We start from the raw sequence: 20833 nt of genomic DNA on the forward strand, positions 1-20833 counted from the left end.
GCTGCTTCGGCCTTGCTGGCCTTGGCGGTTTTACTCACTGCTTTCACGGCTTTTGCCATAGTGGACTCCTGTTAAACAGAGGGCTAAATAGGTACTGAAGCAGAATAACACGCAGTAATGATGCGACTTACGCTAGTTCAGGATACGGGAAATTGCTGTTGTATTCGACTTTTAAGTAGTTGACCCCACCTAAGCCACTTTCCATGATCCCACGGGTCAACGCATCAATGGCTGAAATACGTGGAAAACTTTTGCGCCAAACCAAGGCAATGCGTCGATCTGGAATGGGTTTTTTGAAGGGAACGTAAGCGAGCAACTCGTTGGCTTGGCCTGGGGCACTTAAGGAGCTTGCAGGCAGGACCGTCAGACCGATGCCGGTAGCAACCATATGTCGAATGGTTTCCAGTGAAGAGCCTTCAAAGGTGCGCTGTATACCTTCACTGGATGCTGAAAAGCGCGACAGTTCCGGACACACATCCAGCACCTGATCCCGAAAGCAATGCCCGGCACCGAGCAGCAACATGGTTTGATCTTTCAGTTGTTCAGGATCGATTTCCTTGCGCTTGGCCCAGGCATGTTCATGGGGCATGGCCACCACAAAAGGCTCGTCGTACAGCTCGCGGATAACCAGGCCGGTTTCGGGCAAAGGCAGGGCCACAATGGCGCAATCAATTTCCCCTTGGCGCAGCAGTTCCAACAGGCGTACGGTAAAGTTTTCTTGCAATAAAAGTGGCATTTGTGGGGTCAGCTCGATCTGCTTGGGAACGAGCTTGGGCAGCAGATACGGTGCCACGGTGTAAATAATGCCCACGCGCAAAGGGCCCGCCAAGGGGTCGTGGCCTTGGCGGGCAATCTCCCGCAGATTGGCCCCCTCTTCCAGCACTTTCTGTGCCTGGGTGACAATGCGCAGCCCAATCGGGGTAATAGCCACTTCGGGCCCGCCACGCTCGAAGATGACCACGCCTAATTCGTCTTCCAACTTCTTGATGGCCACCGACAGGGTTGGTTGGCTCACAAAGCAGGCTTCGGCAGCACGTCCGAAATGACGCTCGCGTGCTACGGCAACGATGTACTTCAGCTCGGTCAATGTCATGACAATTCCTTGTGCAAAACAGCATTAAGACCTTGGGTGAAGAACTCCGGCCTGACAGCCAGAGCCTCTCCGCCCCAATACGGGGGCGCCTGCGGCGCCATATCCATCATGCCTCGCGTAAGCACGCCGTAAATGGTCAGGCTTGCATGCAGGCTAGTGGTCAACTACGGAGTAATTCTTCTCGGCCCTTCATCCAACGCTGTAAATGGTGGTGTGCGTGGTCTGGATAATCACGGCGAAAGGTGCTGGCCAAGGTTTGGGCCTGCTCGATCAAGTCTTCATCGGACTCCAGACTGGCAAAACGCAAGCCTGCCTGTCCGGATTGGCGCATGCCCATGAACTCGCCCGGGCCGCGTTGTTCCAAGTCGCGCCGGGCAATTTCAAAACCATCAGTCGTTTCATACATGGCGCGTAAACGCAGGCGGGCAATAGCCGAAAGTGGCGCTTGGTACAGCAACACGCAAACAGACTGAATCTGCCCCCGCCCTACCCGACCCCGCAACTGATGCAGTTGCGCCAGACCAAAGCGCTCGGCATGTTCAATGATCATTAAAGAAGCATTGGGCACGTCTACACCGACTTCAATCACGGTGGTCGCAACCAGCACGTCCAGGTTGCCGCTGCGAAACGCCTCCATCACCTCAGCTTTTTCCGTGGAGGCCAAGCGGCCATGAATCAGGCCTACTCGCAAGGGAGCTAAGGCTTGCTCCAGAGCCGCATGGGTGTCTACAGCGGTTTGCAATTGCAGCGCTTCGCTTTCTTCAACCAGGGGGCAGACCCAATAGGCTTGTCGACCTTGAGCGACTTCGGCCCGAACGCGCGCCATGATTTCATCGCGGCGATTATCGGCGGCCAGTTTCGTAATGATGGGGCTGCGGCCCGGCGGCAGTTCGTCAATGGCGGAGACATCCAGATCGGCAAAGAAGGCCATGGCCAAGGTACGCGGGATGGGCGTGGCACTCATATTCAGTTGATGCGGCAAGTAGGCTTGCCCTTTCTTGTCCTGCGCATCCCCTTTGCGGTTCAGTTCCAGGCGCTGGCCAACACCAAAGCGGTGCTGCTCATCCAGAATCACCAAGCCCAATTGCTGGAACTGGACATTGTCCTGAATCAGAGCCTGAGTGCCGACGGCCAGTCTGGCTTGTCCGGAGCTGATGGCTTCATAAGCCAGACGTTTGGCCTTGACGCCCAAACTGCCGCTTAGCCAGGCCAGCTCTACACCCAAAGGCTCCAGCCAGGCGCGCATTTTCAGGTAGTGCTGCTCGGCCAAGATTTCAGTGGGCGCCATCAGGGCCACTTGAAAACCGCTGGCAATCGCTTGCACGGCGGCAATGGCTGACACAATGGTTTTGCCGCTACCCACGTCACCCTGCAACAAGCGGTGCATCGGGTAAGCGCGTTTCATGTCCGCACTGATTTCCTTGACACAGCGTTGTTGAGCCGCCGTTAGCTGGAAGGGCAAAGAAGCCAGCAAGGCTTTGGCCAGATCACTATTGCCTGCACGCATGGGCTTGGCGCGCTGAGCCTGACGGGCAGCGCGGGCCTGCGCCAGGGATAGTTGCTGAGCCAGCAACTCATCAAATTTGATGCGGCTCCAAGCTGGATGGCCATGCTCGAACAAATCGTCGTAGCTGAGCTCTGGTGGTGGGTAATGCAAAAGCCGGATGGCCTCGTTAAAAGGCATCAGACCGTATTCGTTACGCACTGCTTCAGGTAGCGTGTCGCGCAGGTCTGCGTTATTGAGCGCATCGGCAATGGCTTTGCGCAACTGCACCTGACTCAAGCCATCAGTCGTGGGATACACAGGGGTCAAGGCGCGGGCCAGGGGCTGACCGGCTTTGGTGACTTTGGGATGCACCATTTCCAGGCCATGAAAGCCCTGGCGCACTTCGCCGCGCACTCGCAGCGGCAAATCCCCTTGCAACTGCTTGAGCTGGCTGGGGTAAAAGTGCAGCCAGCGCAAGGCCAGCTCGCCACTTTCATCGGCAATACGTGCATGCAACTGCGCACGGGGACGAGCCTGGACGTCTGTACTCAGGATACGTCCTTCAATTTGCGCCATCTTGCCAGGGTAAAGATGGGCGATAGGCTCAACCTGAGTCTCGTCCTCGTAGCGCAAAGGAAGATGGACCACGAAGTCGGCAGGCTCTCGTAGGCCGAGCTTTTCAAACTTCTGATCCAGGCTGAGCGCTTTGCGTGGCGCAGCCCGTTTGGCCTGAGGCGCAGGCCGACCTGCGGTCATGGCAATACGTCTTTAGAAATTGAGGATAGCCTCGACCTCGAACTGAGCGCCTTTGGGCAGGCTGGCCACACCGATGGTGGAGCGTGCAGGGAAAGGCTGGGGAATCAGTTCGGCCATGATGGCGTTCGCGCTGGCAAAGCGGGACAGATCGGTCAAAAACAAAGTCAGTTTAACGATGTCACCCAGATTAGCGCCAGCTTCTTTGACCACAGCTTCCAGGTTGGCAAATGCCTGGCGTACCTGACCTTCAAAATTTTCAGATACCAGTTCGCCAGTGGCAGGCTCCAGACCGATTTGGCCAGACAGGAATACTGTCTTGCCGCCCGAAGCGATAATGGCCTGAGAGTATGGGCCTACAGCTGCCGGAGCGGCATCGGTGAAGACAACTTGCTTAGTCATAAGAAACCTCTGATGAGTGTTGTACTATCAGAGTTTAAGCGCCTATAGCTAAAATTAACAGATCTTGGCGGGATTATTTTTCCACGAAGGCGCGTTCAATTACGTAGTCACCGGGCTGACCAACACCGGGCGACACTTCAAAACCGCGTTTATCGAGCATGGCGCTGATGTCGGCCAACATAGCTGGGCTACCGCACAGCATGGCGCGATCCTGAGCGGGATCCAGTTGCGGAATGCCCAGGTCTTCACACAGCTTGCCCGTTTCGATCAGATCGGTAATTCGGCCGGTATTGCGAAACGCTTCGCGGGTAACGGTGGGGTAATACAGCAGTTTTTCGCGTACCACTTCACCAAAGTATTCGTTCTGTGGCAATTCGTTCTGGATGAAATCGGAGTAGGCCAATTCGCTGACGAAACGTACGCCGTGAACCAGTACGACTTTTTCAAAACGCTCGTAGGTGTCGGGGTCCTTGATGATGCTCATGAAGGGAGCCAGACCGGTGCCGGTACCAAACAAGAACAGATTGCGACCTGCGCGCAGGTCGTCAATAACCAGAGTGCCAACGGGTTTGCGGCTGACCAGAATGGTATCGCCTTCCTTCAAGTGCTGCAGGCGCGAGGTCAAGGGGCCGTCCTGTACCTTGATGCTGAGAAACTCCAGGTTTTCTTCGTAGTTGGCGCTGGCAATACTGTAAGCGCGCATCAGCGGCTTGCCATCAACTTCCAGACCGATCATTACAAAGTGCCCATTATGAAAACGCAGGGCGGCGTCGCGGGTGGTGGTAAATGAGAACAGGGTGTCATTCCAGTGGTGGACGCTGAGCACTTGTTCGGTATTGAAAGCTGCCATGGTAGGTATCGTCTAAAGGGGCAATATCGCCCGGATCAGTAAGCAAATATTTGTCCATTGTACCGAGTTCCCTCGGTAAATCCATGCTCATTCACCGATACGATTTGATCGCAATCAGGACTTACCATTAAGTTCTGGGATCTGCTTTTTTCTGCTTTGGCGTGGATGACACGGCGATTTTTAGCTGGTGAGTGGGCTTGTATGTCAAATAGCTCTTGCCTAGTTTCTGCATACGTTTGATAATCATTCACATTTTCCGGCCTCGTATCGGTTTTAACGTTATTTCCGTCTGTTTTTGGAGTGTTGATCATGCGCTTTACTCTTCGTAGTCGTGCCCTGACCCAAGCCTTGCTTCTGTCCGCGATGGGCACCATGTCGATGGCCGCTTTTGCCTCTGGCGAAGTCAACCTCTACACCACACGTGAACCCGGCTTGATCACTCCCCTGCTGGAAACCTTCAGCAAGGACACGGGCGTGAAGGTCAATACCGTGTTTGTCAAAGACGGTTTGATCGAGCGCGTGAAAACCGAAGGCGACAAATCCCCTGCTGATATTTTGATGACGGTAGATATTGGTAATCTGCTCGATCTGGTCGAGGCTGGTATTACCCAGCCTGTTGAGTCCGCCACCTTGGACAGTGCGATTCCTGCCAATTTGCGTGGTGCAGATAAGCAGTGGTATTCCCTGTCTCTGCGCGATCGTGTGGCGTATGTGGCCAAGGATGTGGATGTAAAAAGCATTCACTACGAGGATTTCGCCGATCCTAAATGGAAAGGCAAAGTGTGTATCCGTTCCGGTCAGCACCCTTACAACACGGCTTTGGTCGCTGCCATGATTGCCCATAACGGTGCACCAGCAACCGAGCAGTGGCTGCGCGGTGTGAAAGACAATCTGGGCCGCAAGGCAGCCGGTGGTGACCGCGATGTAGCCCGCGATATTTTGGGCGGCATTTGTGATATCGGTATCGCTAATGCTTACTACGTGGGCCGCATGAAAAATGCTGAACCCGGTAGCGACTCCTACAAATGGGGTGAAGCAATCAATGTGGTCCGCCCAACTTTTGCCGATACCAAAGGCGGTGGCACACACGTGAACATCTCCGGTGCCGCCGTGGCCAAGCATTCTCCTAATAAAGACAATGCCGTCAAACTGCTGGAGTACCTGGTTTCCGAAAAAGCCCAGAGCCTGTACGCCAAGGCCAATTACGAATACCCGGTACGCGCTGGCGTTGAGCTGGATCCTGTTGTTGCAAGCTTCGGCCCCATGACGATTGATCCTTTGCCTCTGACTGAAATTGCCAAACACCGCAAGCAAGCCAGCGAGTTGGTGGATAAAGTTGGCTTCGACAATTAAAATCGCCCTACTCTTTTTCTACGACCGCCAGCTTTGAGAAATCAGAGCGGCGGTCGTCGCGCATTTAAGCGCCTGTAATACCTAGCCTTTCATAATGCCTTTTTTTCGTCGTCTGCCCCTTTGGTCCCTGGCTGCCGCTGTGATTGCCCTGATTGTGGCAGCGCCCGTGATTACTTTGCTGACCCACGCCTTAGGCGGCTCGACCGAGCACTGGTCACACCTGTTCCAGTTTGTTCTCCCCCATGCAATGAGTAATACCTTGCTGCTGCTGTTGGGCGTGGGGGTAGTAGTGAGCTGTTTGGGAGTGGGATCCGCCTGGCTGATTACCGCCTACGAGTTTCCCGGACGGCGGATTTTGCAATGGGCATTATTGCTGCCTCTGGCGGTGCCAACCTATATCGTGGCCTTTGCTTACCTGGATTTGTTACATCCGATCGGTCCGATTCAATCGGCCATTCGTTATGTTTTGGGCTATAGCAGCCCGCGTGAGTTTCGTTTGCCGGATTTGCGCTCTTTGGGTGGTGCGATTTTCCTGTTGGGTTCGGTACTTTATCCCTACGTCTATCTAAGTACACGGGCTATGTTTGCCACCCAATCGGCCAGTTTGCTGGAGGCGGCACGCATTATGGGGGAGTCGGGCCGCAGTGTGTTTTTCCGTGTTGTTTTGCCCATGGCTCGACCGGCCATCGCAGTGGGCGTCAGTCTGGCCTTGCTGGAAACGCTGAATGATATCGGTGCTTCCGAGTTCCTGGGCGTACAGACCTTGACGGTGTCTATCTACACCACGTGGGTGACACGTTCTGATTTGGCAGGTGCGGCACAAATTGCTGTTTCCATGCTCTGTCTGGTTGCGGCGCTGATCAGCATCGAGCGCTATGGTCGCCGTCGCCAGGCTTACTCCAGTAATCAGCGCTCTGAACCTATCCGACCCACCAGGCTGAAAGGTTCGGCAGCGTGTATCGCTATTGCTTTGGGGTTGGCGCCTGTGTTGGTGGGTTTTATTGCCCCGTCCCTGTATTTGTTAAATGAGACGATCAAGCATGTGGCTTTGGCAGGTGGCGTGTCGGCGCAATTACTGAGCAGTGCCTGGAACACCTTGTATATCGCCGCGCTGGCAACCGTGGCGACTTTGACCTGTGGTCTGGTCGTCGCCTGGGCAGCTCGTGCGGTACGTTCGGGACGCAAACCACGTCTGGCCCGTTTTCTGGCCGGTGTCAGCAGCCTAGGTTACGCCATTCCAGGGACTGTACTGGCAATTGGACTGTTGACTCCCTTGGTCCTGTTTGACTCTTTCTACAATCAAATCATGTCCTGGTTTGGCGTCTCCGCCACAGGCTTATTGTTGATGGGCTCGACCCTGGCTTTGGTCTTGGCCTATACCTTGCGCTTTCTGGCAATTTCGATTGGCGGTATTGAAGCCGGACTGGCTCGTATTCCAGCTTCCCTGGAACAGGCTTCCCGTTTATTGGGGGAGTCTCCGGCAGGTACGTTAAAACGCGTACATTTGCCCTTGCTGCGCCCCGCGATGGGCGCCGCTGCCCTGCTTATTTTTGTTGATGCCATGAAGGAGCTACCCGCTACCTTGTTGCTGCGCCCGATGAATTTCGAGACATTGGCAACCTGGCTGTATGCGGAAGCGGCTCGTGGGACTTACGAGGAAGGCGCCGTTGCCGCCTTGGCCATTGTTTTGGCTGGTTTGATCCCCGTTATTTTATTGGCACGTACTCAATTGATGGCCTCTGGCCCACGCGCATCATGAATGATTTTCTGGATTTGCAGGCAATTACCCTGTCTTATGAAACGTCTGAAGGCTTTCGACCGGTTGTTGATCAGCTCAGCCTGCACCTGCCCCAAGGGGAGATTGGCTGTCTGCTAGGTGCATCGGGCTGCGGCAAGACCACGGTCTTGCGAGCCATTGCCGGTTTCGAGCCTTTGCGTGCCGGACATATTCTGTTAAATGGCCATGTCTTGTCGGCTGTTTCTCATCAAGTGCCACCAGAAGATCGCCATGTGGGCATGATGTTCCAGGATTACGCCCTTTTTCCTCACTTGACGGTAGAAAAGAACGTGGCCTTTGGCCTGCGTAAATGGGATAAAGCTCAGCGTCAGGCCCGAGTGCTGGAGATGCTGGAACTGGTGGATCTGGCCCGCTTGGCGCAGCGCTATCCGCATGAGTTGTCGGGGGGGCAGCAGCAGCGCGTGGCTTTGGCACGGGCCTTGGCCCCCAAGCCTTCCCTGCTATTGCTCGATGAACCTTTTTCTAATCTGGATGTAGATACTCGCGAGCGTCTTGCGTTCGAGGTGCGCGACATTCTGAAAGGCGCAGGTATGACTGCGATTTTAGTGACCCATAATCAGGCTGAAGCGTTTGCGATTGCTGATCGTATTGGCGTGATGCAGGCTGGCAAAATTGTCCAGTGGGATTCCCCTTACAGCTTGCACCACCACCCCGTGAATGACTTTGTGGCGGATTTTGTTCGCCGTGAAGCCATCATGGCGCAGCGGGCCCAGGCCTTTTTGCGTGGGGAACCTGCGGAGCTGTAAAAACCACAGTACCGTCGTAGCCCGCTAGACGCCGTTTTCTGCTGCGGGGCGATGAGGCGCCGGTTGTTTACGTGCCCAGCAAGAATGGCTTGATCATCATCCATACCGCCATCGCAACCATCATCAGGTTTTCAGTCAGGGATACAAAGCCCAGAGGAACCTTGCTGTCGCCACCTACGCAGGCGCATTTCAGTTCACGTTTGTCGATATAAACGGCCTTGAACACAGACCAGGCCCCAATGCTGCCAATCACTAATGCAATGGGCACCGACAGCCACATCATGGCACCAGCCAACATCAACACGCCTGCCAAGGCTTCGCCAAAGGGATACAGGTAGGCGTAGCGCACCCATCGCTGGGCGAGCAAGTCGTAGTTAAGAAACATGGTGGCAAAGCCATCCACATCTTTGAGTTTTTGCACGGCCAACAAACACATGGCAATGGCAATAAACCACTCTAGTGTCTGAAGGCGCACGATTTGCTCAAAGGTCGCCCAGGAAACGGCCAGAGCCATCAAGGCAGCCATCATCAATAAGGCGATTACAGGTGTGTAGCTGACAGCATCCTTGTCTTTGACTGTCCCGCCGAAGTGCTCGACCAGTTCGTCGTAGCCCCCTATCCGCTTTGCATCGATAAAAGTTTGCGGTGTGGTGCGGACGTGATGTTGGGCCTTGAAAGCATCGATCTCTTCCCGATTTTCAAGCCAGTGATCTTCCACTTCGTAGCCTTTACGTTTGAGCAGTGCGCGTGCTTTCAGCCCGAAGGGGCAGATATGTTCTGCCGTCACCATGCGGTAAAGCTTGGCGCGTTTGGCGGTGTGCGTAGCCATATGCGACTCTCCTTTGACGTGATGCCGTTCGGTAATTGACCTCCCTTAGACGCTTATGCAAGCGTTAATCTGCCACCCTAAACCAGGTGCTTTTGGGGATCAGTAAGCAGATGTAGAGCGTTAGGCGTGTTAGTGATCCACCGCCTGTGTCTGATCGTGATGGGGATTCAGTCTGGCGACAGTGCTGCGCAGGAAAATAGGCAAGGCTACAGCAACAAGTGCCATCAGACACAGCAAGGTATAGAGCGCTGATAGAGACAGGTCCTGACCATTCAAGATCGTGGATGGAAGGGCCAAGGCAATAAAGCTGCCAAGATGGTTCGTTGTAGTTTGTAGCGCCATGAAACGACCTCGCTGCACGTGATTGGGATAGCTCGCACTGCAAGCGCTGGCACACACAAGACGGATGTAGCTGCCTGCCATGAACAGAATCATGAATCCTTGGGCTGTGCCCCATTTCAAGGCCAGCATGATCAAGGACAGGATCAGAAGCAGTGTGCCCAGCTCAGATGTTCGGACCTGCCCCCATTTCTTGATAGCTATGGCGGACAGACGTGAGGCCAGCCAAGCCGCAACGCCACTCAGAATGAACGTCGCTGGCATGTGTTTGAGCTCAGAGCCGTAGCACAAGGTTAAAACAGGGATCAGAACCGGGATGAGCAGCAGTGACCCTGCTTGTGCAACAGCCGGCAAGCATAACCAGCGCCACGCCTCTTTTCCCAAACACAGTTGAGGTACTTGCTGGGCGGATGTGGGAGTGCGTGAAGGCAGGTAGCGATAGGCCAGCGCGGCAGCCAGCAAGCAAAGTCCGGCCAGAACCAGCAAGGCGATACGCCAACCCAGCTCCACAGCGATGAGCAAGGTGGCGGGCATTCCGACAATGCTGACCAGGGCAAATGCGCTGACGACAATCGCAATCGCGTCGGTCCGTTGCTCGGCATTCAGGTCAGTCAGCAGCAAAGCCATGGCTGCACTCATCAGAAAACCGCCGAGCAAACCGGCGCCCAGGCGCAGTATCAGAAATAGTCCAAATGCAGAACTGTTCGCGCCCCAGGCTGTGAGCACGGCCAACAGAACCAGGGCCAGTAGCAACAAGGGCTTTAAAGCCACTCGATGCATCCAGCGTGCCGCCAATATGCCAGACAAGGCGGCAGCCCCCATGTAGATGGAGGCGACATAACCGGCGTAGGTCGCAGGGACATCAAAATCCACTGCCATCCAGACAAACAAAGGCGTTAAGGCCATAAACTCCAGGGCATGAACAAACTGGATGAACGACACAGCATGGGCACAAAGCCGGGGGTGACATACGTCAGAATCAGACATGGTGATAGATACCAACAAGAAAGGCTTTAGCCTAACTGCTCTCGGTTTTGATATGCAGTCTCTATAATTTGAATGTTTATTTATCAAAACCGGGATAATCCATGAGTTCCCAACTGAATCTAAATGCCTTGCGGGTTTTTGTACAAGTTGCTGAGAGCGGTAGTTTTACCGCTGCAGCACAGGCCTTGGATTTACCAACCTCGAATGTCAGCCGCTATGTAGCGCAACTGGAGCGGCAGATTGGGCAGCGTTTGCTGGAGCGCAGTTCCCGGCAACTGCGTCTCACCAGCGTTGGCCAAGGCCTGTTTGACACGCTCCAGCCTTGGTGGGGAGCCTTGAGGCAGGCTGAGCAGGATTTGCTGGATCAACGTACCCGTTTGTCAGGCCGCTTAAGAATTTGTATTCCATCGGAGGTGGGGCCGGTTTTATTCGCCGGTGCTCTGGCCGATTTCGCGTCCCAGCACCCTGATCTGGAGCTACATTGTCAGACCAATTTGGAAGGCCCTGGCGTGCTGATGCAGGATTTTGATCTGGCTTTGTTGATGTGCCGGGGTGCTCTGCCAGACAGCAGTCTCGTGGTGCAGCCGCTATGTTCTTTCGATTGCCAGGTTGTGGCTGCGCCTGCGTTGATCGAGCAATACGGCATGCCGAGCAGCCTGGAAGAATTGGAGCATTTACCCTGCATTACGACCGATACAGCCTTGGATGGTCAGGCCTGGCAGTTTGTTTTGCCTGATGGTCGTTTTCACGTTCTGAATGTTTCCAGCCGTTTTCGCGTCAATAGCGGTTTGCTGGCTGGGGCTGGTGCCGTCAAAGGTTTGGGTTTTGCGATGTTGGCACGCCAAGGATGTGAAACCGACATTGCTCAAGGACGTTTGGTTCCAGTCCCCCTACCCTTGTCGCCTGCTCCTTTGCGTTTGGTGCTGGCTTATACGCATCGACGGCACCTGTCGAACTCGGCGCGGGCCTTGATTGAGTATCTAAAGGAGCAAGGCGAGAGCGGTACTTTGCCTGGATTAGACACGAACTAGATTTGGAGGCTGACGCTTATTATTTATCGCTTGTTGCCGGGTATCGAATGCTTTGATACTTGTCCTTGCAAGTCAAATTTTTGGGGCTGGTTGAGGATTCTCTCCGGCCTTTGTCATGTCTGGCGTGCCAAGAGCCAGGATCTGAGCTTTATACGGAGCAAAACCGGGCAGAGGCAGTTGTTACCGTCGTGCAACGTTGCGTTTCTATCGCCACGCTACTTAATGAGGCTATCGAGCAAGGACACTCGGTTTGAGCATATCAATATGAGGAATGCCGTCTTCGTCGTAGACCTCGCCCACAGGTTCAAACCCTAAAGAACCGTAGAACTTTTGCAAATGCGCCTGTGCGCCAATGCGTATGCCTGCGCCAGGATAATGGGCTTCGGTAAAGCGGATGGCTTCGGCCACCAGTGCATAGCCAATTTTCAGGCTGCGAAACTGGGCCAAGGTCAGGACGCGGCCAATCGAAGGCTCGGCATATTTCAAACCGGGCGCGACGACACGGGCATAGGCAACCAGCTCATTAGCTTTGAGCACGGACAAATGCCAGGAATGCAAATCCAGGCCGTCCACGTCCTGGTAGGCGCACTGTTGCTCGACCACAAACACGGCTTCGCGCGCCTGGATGATCGCGTACATTTCTCGCGTGGACAGATCGTCCAGCCGTTTCCATTGGAAAATCAAATCCATCTCTACTTCCATACCGATCGTGATTTATAGACTGTGTCTGGTTGATTGTCTAAGCATGAATTGCAGGTGCAAGCCGGCAATGTCCTTGCGGCTACAGAGAAATAACATACCGTGAAGGTCTGGCTCCTGGATTGCTACGTATAGGCACGACGACGGTTGGTAAGCCTATAAAAAGAGCGGCCCGAAAGCCGCTCTTTTTGTTTGTACTGGCCAAAGCCAGTGCCTTTCATCTTACAGGCCGTAGTACATGTCGAACTCAACCGGATGCGGCACCATGCGCAAACGAGTGATTTCGGCTTGTTTCAGCTCAATGTAGGCGTCCAGCATTTCATTGCTGAACACACCGCCACGGGTCAGGAATTCGCGATCTTTGTCCAGGGACTCGATAGCCTGTTCCAGCGACACACAAACGGTTGGGATTTTTGCATCCTCTTCGGGTGGCAGATCGTACAAGTTCTTGTCGGCGGCATCGCCGGGGTGAATCTTGTTTTGCACACCGTCCAGGCCGGCCATCATCAAGGCCGAGAAAGCCAGGTAAGGGTTGGCCATTGGATCGGGGAAGCGGGCTTCAACACGACGTGCCTTGGGGTTGCTGACGTAAGGAATGCGGATCGAGGCCGAACGGTTACGGGCGGAGTACGCCAGCTTGACCGGGGCTTCAAAGTGCGGAACCAGACGCTTGTAGGAGTTGGTTGAGGGGTTGGTGATGGCGTTCAGAGCACGGGCGTGCTTGATGATGCCGCCAATGTAGAACAAGGCGAACTCGGACAGACCGGCGTATTCGTTACCGGCAAACAAGTTCTGGCCGTCTTTCCAGATAGACTGGTGTACGTGCATGCCAGAGCCGTTATCACCAACGACAGGCTTGGGCATGAAAGTGGCTGTTTTGCCATAAACATGCGCCACGTTGTGGACGGTGTATTTCAGGATCTGGTTCCAGTCAGCACGCTCGACCAGAGTCGAGAAGCGAGTGCCGATTTCCAGTTGACCGGGGGCCGCCACTTCGTGGTGATGGATTTCAACAGGAACGCCCTGCTGTTCCAGCAACAAACACATTTCGGAGCGCAAGTCGGCAAACGAATCCGTGGGTGAAACAGGAACGTAACCGCCTTTGACACCAGGACGGTGCCCCAGGTTGTTGCCATTGAGTTCCAGACCGCGCGACCAAGGGGCTTCTTCGGAACGAATCTTCACGAAGCTGCCCGACATGTCGTCGTTCCAGGTAATACCGTCGAACACGAAGAATTCCGGCTCGGGACCAAAGTACGCGGTATCGCCCAAACCACTGGAGCGCAGATAGGCTTCAGCACGTTTGGCCAGCGAACGAGGGTCGCGGTCGTAGCCTTTCAAATCGGAAGGCTCGACCACATCGCAGGTCAGAATCAAGGTGGGCTCTTCACGGAACGGGTCCATACGGGCGGTTTTGGCGTCCGGGATGAGCAACATGTCCGAGGCTTCAATTCCTTTCCAGCCAGGCAAGGAAGAGCCGTCAAAAGCGACACCAGACTCAAAGCGATCCTCGTCCACCGCGTGTGCGGGGGTGGTCAAGTGGTGCTCGCGGCCCAGAGTATCGGTAAAGCGGAAATCGACAAACGTGATTTCGCGTTCGGCAATGATCTTCAGAACATCTTCGGGGGAGGACATGATTACTCCAGCGTCAATGACGTTAACAAAAAGTGAGGAGGAGTGGCGCGGATCATTGTGTAACCCACTAAGGCAGGTCTTCAACACGCTTATCAAAATCGGGGCTGAATTGATGCAAACAGACCGGCATCGATAAATTCGTTATGGCATAGGACTTACCAGAAATTAATTGTAGAGCAATTGTGCGGATGCACAATAAAAAATGTCTTAAATAAACAATTAAATGTCAGGAGCCTTCATCTGGCAGGAATGATTCCTGTAAATCATTTAAGAATCGCCAGCCTAAATCGGTGGTACGAACGCGAACCGGGTCGGCAGCCAGCAAACCTTTCTCGATATTGCGCTTGATGACGGGAAGGATCTGCGCAAGTGGTATGCCTGTACGCTCCTGGAAGTACTGGGCAGGTACACCCTCTTTCAGACGCAGCACGTTCAGCATGAACTCGAAAGGCAGTTCTTTGGGCATGACGCGGGCGTTATGCGCATAGTGGCTGCCGTCGCGCTTGATGGCGTTCTGCATCCACTGCGCCGGGCTGCGGGTGGTCGCCGTACGGATAATACGGTCGTGAAAGGACAGCTTGCCGTGGGCCCCTGGGCCGATGCCGATATAGTCGCCAAATTCCCAGTAATTCAGATTGTGGCGGCTATGGCCACCCCGCTTGCTGTAGGCTGAAATCTCGTACTGGTTCCATCCACGGCTGGCAGTTAACTCGATCAACCTGTCCTGCATGGCGGCGCTATCGTCGTCATCGGGCAAGGCGGGCGGGTATTTGGCAAAGACGGTATTGGGTTCCAGCGTCAAATGGTAAAGCGACAAATGCTCGGTCTCATACGACATGGCTTGCACAATGTCCTGCTCGGATTGCGTTGGGGTCTGGCCCGGCAAGGCGTACATGATGTCCAGATTGACGCGCTCCACAGCCTTCATGGCGGCTTCAATGGCCTGCCGTGCTTGCTGGCTGTCATGAATACGACCCAGTGCCTTCAGGGCTTGATCGTTAAAGCTCTGAATACCCAAAGAAATCCGGTTTACACCGCTTTGCGCAAAGTCCATGAAGCGCGAGGCTTCCGAGGCACCGGGATTGGCTTCCAGGGTGATTTCTGCATCCGGCAGCAGGTTCAGATGGGAACGCAGCAAGGCCAACATGCGGTCCAGCGCCTGGGCCGACAGCAGGCTGGGCGTGCCGCCACCGATAAACACGGAAATCACCTGTCTGCCCCAGACCAGTGGCAAGGTTTGCTCCAGATCGGCTTGCAAGGCGTCCAGATACTCGTTTTCGGGTAGCTCAGCCGGTGCTTCGTGTGAGTTGAAGTCACAGTACGGGCATTTGCGCACGCACCAGGGCACGTGAACGTACACAGACAAGGGAGGCAGACTGGGAAGCAAAGTGGCAGGGCCGGAGCCAGGCCGAATGCGCACTTCGGGAGAAAAAACAGTCATGTTTTTACTCGGCGGCCAGACGGGCCAGCAGTGCTTGCATGGCTTGCGCCCGGTGGCTGTATTGGTTCTTCACTTCCGGCGAGAGCTGCGCCGCGGTTTGCTTGAATTCAGGCAGGTAAAAATGCGGATCGTAGCCAAAGCCATTCTCGCCAACGGGCTGATCCTGAATCTCCCCTTCCCAGACGCCTTCAATCACGATAGGCCGTGGGTCCTGGGCATGGCGCACATACACCAGAACGGCCACATAACAGGCGCGGCGGTCGCGTTGTCCTTGCAGACGTTGGACCAGCAAAGCGTTATTGGCAGCATCGGACTTTTCACCACCCAGTTCGCGGGCGGCAAAACGAGCGGAGTACACGCCGGGAGCTTGGTCCAGGGCGCGCACACACAGGCCGGAGTCGTCGGCCAAGGCGGGTAAGCCGCTTAACTGGCTGGCATGGCGAGCCTTGGCCAGCGCATTCTCGATAAAAGTAGCAAAGGGTTCCTCGGCCTCAGGAATGTCCAATTGGCCTTGCGGGACCATGCTGATACCGGCCTGGGCCAGGATGGCGGAAAACTCCTTGAGCTTGCCGGCATTGTTGGAGGCCAGGACAACACGCTTGGATTCAGTGTTCATAAGTCGCTGCAGGCGGCAAAGCGCCCTGTTCAGTAAAAATGGCAAGGCGCCGTGCCAGGCAGTGGATGCTGCGCGGAACGGCACGGCGTCCCAATAGCAGGTTTGTCCCGTCGCCTAGCCGTGTGGCGTAGGTGGCAGGACAAACCCAATTCATAACAATCAGCCCTGCAAAGCTTGTTTCTGGGCTTGCATCAGTTCGGCAATGCCCTGCTCGGCCAGATCCAGCAAGCTGTTCAAGGTGGGTCGTGCAAAGGTCTGGCCTTCGGCAGTGCCCTGCACTTCCACCAGATTGCCGCTGCCTGTCATGACGATATTCATGTCCACGCCGCAGGCGGAGTCTTCCAGATAGTCCAGATCCAGTACGGGATTGGATTCGAAGACACCGACCGAGACGGCCGCCAACTGATCCTGAATGGGCGAGGCTTGCAGCTTGCCCTGCTCTTGCAGACCGCGTACGGCCAGACTGGCAGCCACCCAGGCGCCGGTAATGCTGGCGCAGCGGGTGCCGCCGTCGGCTTGCAAAACGTCGCAGTCAATGTGAATGGTGCGCTCGCCCAGGGCTTTTAGATCGAAGACGGCGCGCAGGCTGCGGCCGATCAGACGCTGGATTTCCTGGGTGCGGCCATTTTGCTTGCCACGGGCGGCTTCACGGTCCGAGCGGGTGTGTGTAGAGCGAGGCAGCATGCCGTATTCTGCCGTTACCCAGCCCTGCTCCTTGCCTTTCAGAAAGGGAGGGACTTTGTCGAGCACGCTGGCATTGCACAAAACATGGGTTTCACCCAGACGGATCAGTACCGAGCCTTCGGCGTGACGGGTAAAACCGGTCACCAGTTCGATAGGACGGCATTGTGCAGCAGATCGACCCGAGGGGCGTGCAATCGTAGCGTTTTCAGACAAGGCTAGGCTCCGGATAACATTCAAAACGCTTATTGTACGCCTTGCGGGACAGGCCGTAGCGCCACACCCATGTCCATCCACTTATCGGCCTGACAGGTGAAAAGCAGGATCTGATGGCGTTGGGCGGCATCGTGAATAATGCGCTTCATGGCACCCAGCCGATCGTTGTCGCTGTGGACCAGCACGTCATCCAGAATTAGCAAGGTAGGACGTCCGGCTTGCTGCAATAGATCCGCATAGGCCAGGCGCGCAATCAGACCAATTTGCTCGCGTGCGCCAAAGCTCAAACCGTCGATATCGTCCGCCAGCCCTTGCCCACTGTCGCGTTGCAACCAGCGTGGGGCCAGATGCTCGTCCAGCTCCACCTGAGCCTTGCCCAAAAGCAGGCGCAGATAGTGGTTGATGTGCTTTTGCAAAGGTTCGTGTAATTGTTGGGTCAAGGCGTTGCGCTGTTCTCGCAGGACAGACAACAAAAGGCGCAGGGCTGCGACACGGCGCTCGTAAGTGGCACAACGGCGCTGGCAGTCGTGCAGACGTAGCGAGGTCTGGTCGATTTGCTCTTCCAGGCCTTGCGCACCGTGGGTTTCCAGCTTGGTTTGCACCAGTTGGGCGGCCAGACGGGCCTCGTTATAGCTTTGCTCCTGCTGCTGGGCGCTGCGCTCCAGACGTTCCAGGTCCTGCTCGAGAACCGAGACGGGCAAGGCGGCCAGTTCGGCTTCCAACGCCTTTTGATCGGCCAGTTGCTGCTCGCGTTGCAGGCGCAGTTGTCCCCATTGCTGCTCGCGCTCCTGCTGTGCTTGCTGGCGTTGTGGGTCAGCCCATTGTTGTTCAAGGCTATTGGCTTCAGCCTGGGCCTGTTCCAGACGGGCCTGGGTGCGGGCGACGGCTTCGCGGGCATCATGCCAGCCGCTTTCCAGCGCACGGTACTGCTGCTCGGCCATGGTGGCGGCCTGGGCGATACGGCCCAGCTCCGAGGCCTCGATGGCCTCGCCTTGTGGGCGTTGCGGGGCTACGCGTTGTTGAGCGGCCTGAACCAGACCTTGCAAATGCGCTTTGCCTTGTGGAGCCAGTGCTTTCATGGAGCTGCGTAACAGCCGATCTTGCTGCTCTTGTTCCCGATATTGCTCGCGGCGGCGCTCCAGCTCTTCCAGGCTTTTCCCGCCCAGTTGGTCAAGCGTCTGTACGTATTCTTGCTGGGTTTGCGCCAATTGTTGCTGTACTTTACCCAGATCGCGACCACCGGGAATGATGCGTAGCTGGCCCATTCCGGGTAGCTCAATCAAGGTGCTGCCGCTAAGGTGGGCGCGATGCTGACCTTGAATGGATTCGCCGTCCAGCAACAGGCTGGCTCCGTCTTGCAGTTCGATCTGCAATTCGGTGGAAATGGTCTCCAGCTGGTGCTGCAAGCGCTGAATAAGCTGGTGTTGCTGGCGTAACTGATCCAGTGCCTCGTCACTGATTTTCAACTGCACCAAAGCGGCACCGCATTGCGCCAGCTGGATTTCCAGCTTGCCCAGCTCTTCCAACTGCCCTTGCACTTGCTGCAATTGCTGTTGCGTGCCGTCAAAGCTGGCTTGATCTTGAAACCATTGTTGCCAGGTACGGGCGCGTTCCTGTTCCTGCAGGCTGGCGTCTCTATGGCTGCGGGCCTGCTCCAGACGTTGATTCAGGCTATTGAGTGTGCTCTGCTCTTGCTCCAGCTTGGCGACCAAGGATTTCACCTGCGCTGCGCGTTGGCTGCGTTGGCTGGCCCATTCCTGGTCGCGTTCCCCAGCCTGCTGATAGAGCTTTTCACGCTCTGCCAGCATGGTCAACGCTTGTTGCAGCTCCTTGGCCCGTTCCTGCAATTGGCGGGCTTGAAGCAACTGCACCTGAACTTTTTTGGCCTGCTCGCGCAACTGTTCCCAAGGGCGGTTAGCTTCGGCGTGGGCAATTTGCTTACGGGCCTGCGCCAGTTCGTCCACCCATTGCTGATACTGCTGCAAGGCAGACTGCTGGCTCTGTAACTGCTCTTCCAGCTCCTTGGTTTCTTTCTGCGCTGCCAGCCAGACGCCGCGCGGCTGTCCTTGAGCTTGAGTCACATATTGGTCCAGCTGTTGCTGGGCCTGTTCGATCAGATAATCTCCGTCTGCACTGGTCAGATCTGCAATTTCACTACCCAATGCCTGCTGCAAGGTGCCGCTGGCGTGTTCGACCGAGCTGCGCAGGTCCTGGCCCTGCCCTTGCTCAATCCACAACAGGCCCGGCACGCCCCAGTTACGGGCCTGGCTGCTGCCTTTGACGGCGTACTCAAAACCCATTTGCTGGGCCAGATATTGCTCGGCCTCGTCATTGTCCAGGTGCTGAGTGCCTATATACAGATCGCAGCGTTTGCGCTTCAGGAAACGCTTGCTCAGGCGCATGTCCTGGCCGTTCAGGCTGAAATCCAGCTCGATTTCCGGCGCGGCCGAGGAATCGCCCCAAGGCAGGATTTTTGTCAGGCTGCCCGTGCCATAGCGCTCGAAAAACACCGTGCGCAAGGCTTCGGCCAAGGTACTTTTACCGGCCTCGTTAGGGGCGCTGATGATATTCAGGCCCGGTTCCAGCTTGTCCAGTGAGACGGGCTGGCGAAAGCGCTTGAATTGCTCTACGCGCAGGGACTTAATGTGCATGACCACCTTCCTTATCGCGCAGCAAACCGGCCAGAATCAACAAGGCATCTTCAGCGGCTTGCTGCTGGCTGCCGTGACGCAGCTCCTGCAGTTGTTTCAGGGCAGCTTGCAGATAACCATCAGCGTGCAAGGCGTCCAGATCTTCTTCAGAAGGCGCCAGACGCAAGGCCTCGCGCTGGCAATCCCAGGCGCGGCAACGGCCTTGGGCCTGTCCCAGAATGCTCTCCAGACGCTCAAAACCGCTCAGGCTCAGTTGGCCAGACAGCTCCAGCTCCACCACGCTTTGATCGGTCAAGGCATTCAATTCCCGCTCCAGCAGGTCCAGCTCCGTGTCGTCATTCAACTGGTGTTGGATGCTGCGCCAAGGGTGCTGGGCAACCGGCAAGGCTTGAACCACGGGCGTTGCGCCCGGTTCGCTGATTTCCACCAGCAAGGCCTGGCCGGAGTCGTTATCCCGAAAGCGGTCCGGCTCGGGTGTGCCGCTGTAGTAACAGCGGTCGTTGATTTTGACGGTGCCGTGCCAGTCGCCCAGCGCCAGATAGTCCAGTTTGGCGCGCTGTACGCGGTTCTGATCAATCAGGTTATGGCTATCCAGATGCTCCAGCAGTCCGCTGACGCTGCCGTGTGCCAAACCCAAACGCCAGTAGCCCGCCGGGCTTTCGGCCTGATCGAACCAGTCGCTCAAGTCCTGATAGGTCTGGCGTTGCGTCAAAGGCGCAGGCAGGACCGCAAGTTTCAGGCTATCCAGCAGAAAAAGCTCCGGTGTATCAAGCACATGCACGTAATCGGGAATGCAGTTCAAGCGACGCGCGCGTGTCCAGACGCTTTCGCTCAACGCCGCGTCATGGTTGCCAGGCAGGAGCAGCCAGGGTCCGGTAAAACCCGCCATGGCATTGAAACTGCGGCGCAGATTGCGATCGCTCAGGGTCTGCGAATCAAAGACGTCGCCTGCTATTACCAACAAATCGGCACGATGCTCTGTAGCCAGCGCGGCCAGCTTCTCGATAGCCTTGAAACGCGCCTCAGCCAGGGCGGCCGCGTCCTCCAGCTCGAAACGCGAGTACTGGCGACCTATTTGCCAATCGGCTGTATGCAGGATTCGTAGCATGACTGCCCTTAGTGATGATAAAAAAATCGGCCCTTGGAGGCCTTGAATACCTGAAGTATAGAGCTTTGTCGCGGCAAGAGGAGCGGCCAAAGCCGGGACCTGAGAGTACAATTGGCGGC

General features: G+C 55.9%; 18 protein-coding genes. 4 read left to right on the forward strand and 14 right to left on the reverse strand.

Annotated features, from left to right (window positions below):
* Nucleotides 1-127: 127 nt before the first annotated feature.
* The 5 genes from AB7E06_RS12525 to AB7E06_RS12545 all read right to left on the reverse strand — a co-directional run bounded on the left by AB7E06_RS12525 (nucleotide 128) and on the right by AB7E06_RS12545 (nucleotide 4895).
* Complete coding sequence (locus tag AB7E06_RS12525; RefSeq protein WP_094196690.1) at nucleotides 128-1093, reverse strand: LysR substrate-binding domain-containing protein; 966 nt, start codon at nucleotides 1091-1093, stop codon at nucleotides 128-130.
* Nucleotides 1094-1253: 160 nt separating this feature from the next.
* Entirely contained in the window at nucleotides 1254-3335 is a 2082-nt protein-coding gene (gene recG, locus AB7E06_RS12530; RefSeq protein ID WP_125276836.1) for an ATP-dependent DNA helicase RecG, read from the reverse strand.
* A 12-nt stretch (nucleotides 3336-3347) separates the two neighbouring features.
* Nucleotides 3348-3734 (reverse strand): Rid family detoxifying hydrolase, encoded by a 387-nt coding sequence (locus tag AB7E06_RS12535; RefSeq protein ID WP_042480596.1) that lies wholly within the window; start codon nucleotides 3732-3734, stop codon nucleotides 3348-3350.
* A 73-nt stretch (nucleotides 3735-3807) separates the two neighbouring features.
* On the reverse strand, nucleotides 3808-4584 hold the full coding sequence (locus AB7E06_RS12540) for a ferredoxin--NADP reductase (protein ID WP_094196688.1): 777 nt from the start codon (nucleotides 4582-4584) through the stop codon (nucleotides 3808-3810).
* Between the two features lie 35 nt (nucleotides 4585-4619).
* Nucleotides 4620-4895, reverse strand: a complete 276-nt coding sequence (locus AB7E06_RS12545; RefSeq protein ID WP_159086121.1) for a hypothetical protein — start codon at nucleotides 4893-4895, stop codon at nucleotides 4620-4622.
* On the opposite strand from AB7E06_RS12545, the gene AB7E06_RS12550 reads away from it, so the two are divergent.
* The 3 genes from AB7E06_RS12550 (at nucleotide 4894) to AB7E06_RS12560 (ending at nucleotide 8481) form a co-directional block, all read left to right on the forward strand.
* Nucleotides 4894-5937: a Fe(3+) ABC transporter substrate-binding protein gene (locus AB7E06_RS12550; protein WP_108727485.1), complete on the forward strand. Its 1044-nt coding sequence runs from the start codon at nucleotides 4894-4896 to the stop codon at nucleotides 5935-5937. The two genes, AB7E06_RS12545 and AB7E06_RS12550, sit on opposite strands and share 2 nt — an antisense overlap.
* A gap of 94 nt (nucleotides 5938-6031) precedes the next feature.
* A complete protein-coding gene (locus tag AB7E06_RS12555; RefSeq protein ID WP_108727484.1) occupies nucleotides 6032-7696 on the forward strand; it encodes an ABC transporter permease in 1665 nt (554 codons plus the stop codon).
* Complete coding sequence (locus AB7E06_RS12560; protein WP_094196685.1) at nucleotides 7693-8481, forward strand: ABC transporter ATP-binding protein; 789 nt, start codon at nucleotides 7693-7695, stop codon at nucleotides 8479-8481. Before AB7E06_RS12555 ends, AB7E06_RS12560 begins: the two co-directional genes overlap by 4 nt.
* Nucleotides 8482-8548: 67 nt before the next feature.
* On the opposite strand, the gene AB7E06_RS12565 is transcribed toward AB7E06_RS12560, so the two are convergent.
* The gene (locus AB7E06_RS12565; RefSeq protein ID WP_199827891.1) at nucleotides 8549-9310 is read right to left on the reverse strand and encodes a MauE/DoxX family redox-associated membrane protein; all 762 of its coding nucleotides are present in this window, start codon (nucleotides 9308-9310) and stop codon (nucleotides 8549-8551) included.
* A gap of 129 nt (nucleotides 9311-9439) precedes the next feature.
* The gene (locus AB7E06_RS12570; protein WP_094196684.1) at nucleotides 9440-10636 is read right to left on the reverse strand and encodes an MFS transporter; all 1197 of its coding nucleotides are present in this window, start codon (nucleotides 10634-10636) and stop codon (nucleotides 9440-9442) included.
* A 101-nt stretch (nucleotides 10637-10737) separates the two neighbouring features.
* Here AB7E06_RS12570 and AB7E06_RS12575 point away from each other — a divergent pair, with 101 nt between their 5' ends.
* Nucleotides 10738-11667: a LysR family transcriptional regulator gene (locus tag AB7E06_RS12575; RefSeq protein ID WP_094196683.1), complete on the forward strand. Its 930-nt coding sequence runs from the start codon at nucleotides 10738-10740 to the stop codon at nucleotides 11665-11667.
* A gap of 228 nt (nucleotides 11668-11895) precedes the next feature.
* Here the strand turns inward: AB7E06_RS12575 and AB7E06_RS12580 are convergent, their stop codons facing one another.
* The 7 genes from AB7E06_RS12580 to AB7E06_RS12610 form a co-directional block, all read right to left on the reverse strand.
* The gene (locus tag AB7E06_RS12580) at nucleotides 11896-12357 is read right to left on the reverse strand and encodes a GNAT family N-acetyltransferase (RefSeq protein ID WP_094196682.1); all 462 of its coding nucleotides are present in this window, start codon (nucleotides 12355-12357) and stop codon (nucleotides 11896-11898) included.
* 231 nt (nucleotides 12358-12588) lie between these two features.
* Nucleotides 12589-14001 carry a type I glutamate--ammonia ligase gene (gene glnA / locus AB7E06_RS12585; protein ID WP_094196681.1) on the reverse strand — a complete coding sequence of 471 codons (1413 nt, stop codon included), beginning with the start codon at nucleotides 13999-14001 and terminating at the stop codon, nucleotides 12589-12591.
* Nucleotides 14002-14227: 226 nt separating this feature from the next.
* Entirely contained in the window at nucleotides 14228-15442 is a 1215-nt protein-coding gene (hemW, locus tag AB7E06_RS12590; RefSeq protein ID WP_094196680.1) for a radical SAM family heme chaperone HemW, read from the reverse strand.
* A 4-nt stretch (nucleotides 15443-15446) separates the two neighbouring features.
* Entirely contained in the window at nucleotides 15447-16058 is a 612-nt protein-coding gene (rdgB, locus tag AB7E06_RS12595; protein ID WP_094196679.1) for an RdgB/HAM1 family non-canonical purine NTP pyrophosphatase, read from the reverse strand.
* 159 nt (nucleotides 16059-16217) lie between these two features.
* Nucleotides 16218-16955 carry a ribonuclease PH gene (rph, locus tag AB7E06_RS12600; protein WP_094196678.1) on the reverse strand — a complete coding sequence of 246 codons (738 nt, stop codon included), beginning with the start codon at nucleotides 16953-16955 and terminating at the stop codon, nucleotides 16218-16220.
* Nucleotides 16956-16984: 29 nt separating this feature from the next.
* Nucleotides 16985-19606, reverse strand: coding sequence for an AAA family ATPase (locus AB7E06_RS12605; protein WP_427957174.1), 2622 nt, complete (start codon nucleotides 19604-19606; stop codon nucleotides 16985-16987).
* Nucleotides 19596-20714 carry a metallophosphoesterase family protein gene (locus AB7E06_RS12610; RefSeq protein WP_427957175.1) on the reverse strand — a complete coding sequence of 373 codons (1119 nt, stop codon included), beginning with the start codon at nucleotides 20712-20714 and terminating at the stop codon, nucleotides 19596-19598. Before AB7E06_RS12610 ends, AB7E06_RS12605 begins: the two co-directional genes overlap by 11 nt.
* Between the last annotated feature and the right edge of the window lie 119 nt (nucleotides 20715-20833).

This window comes from Alcaligenes sp., assembly GCF_050255915.1.
GTDB lineage: Bacteria > Pseudomonadota > Gammaproteobacteria > Burkholderiales > Burkholderiaceae_B > Alcaligenes > Alcaligenes aquatilis.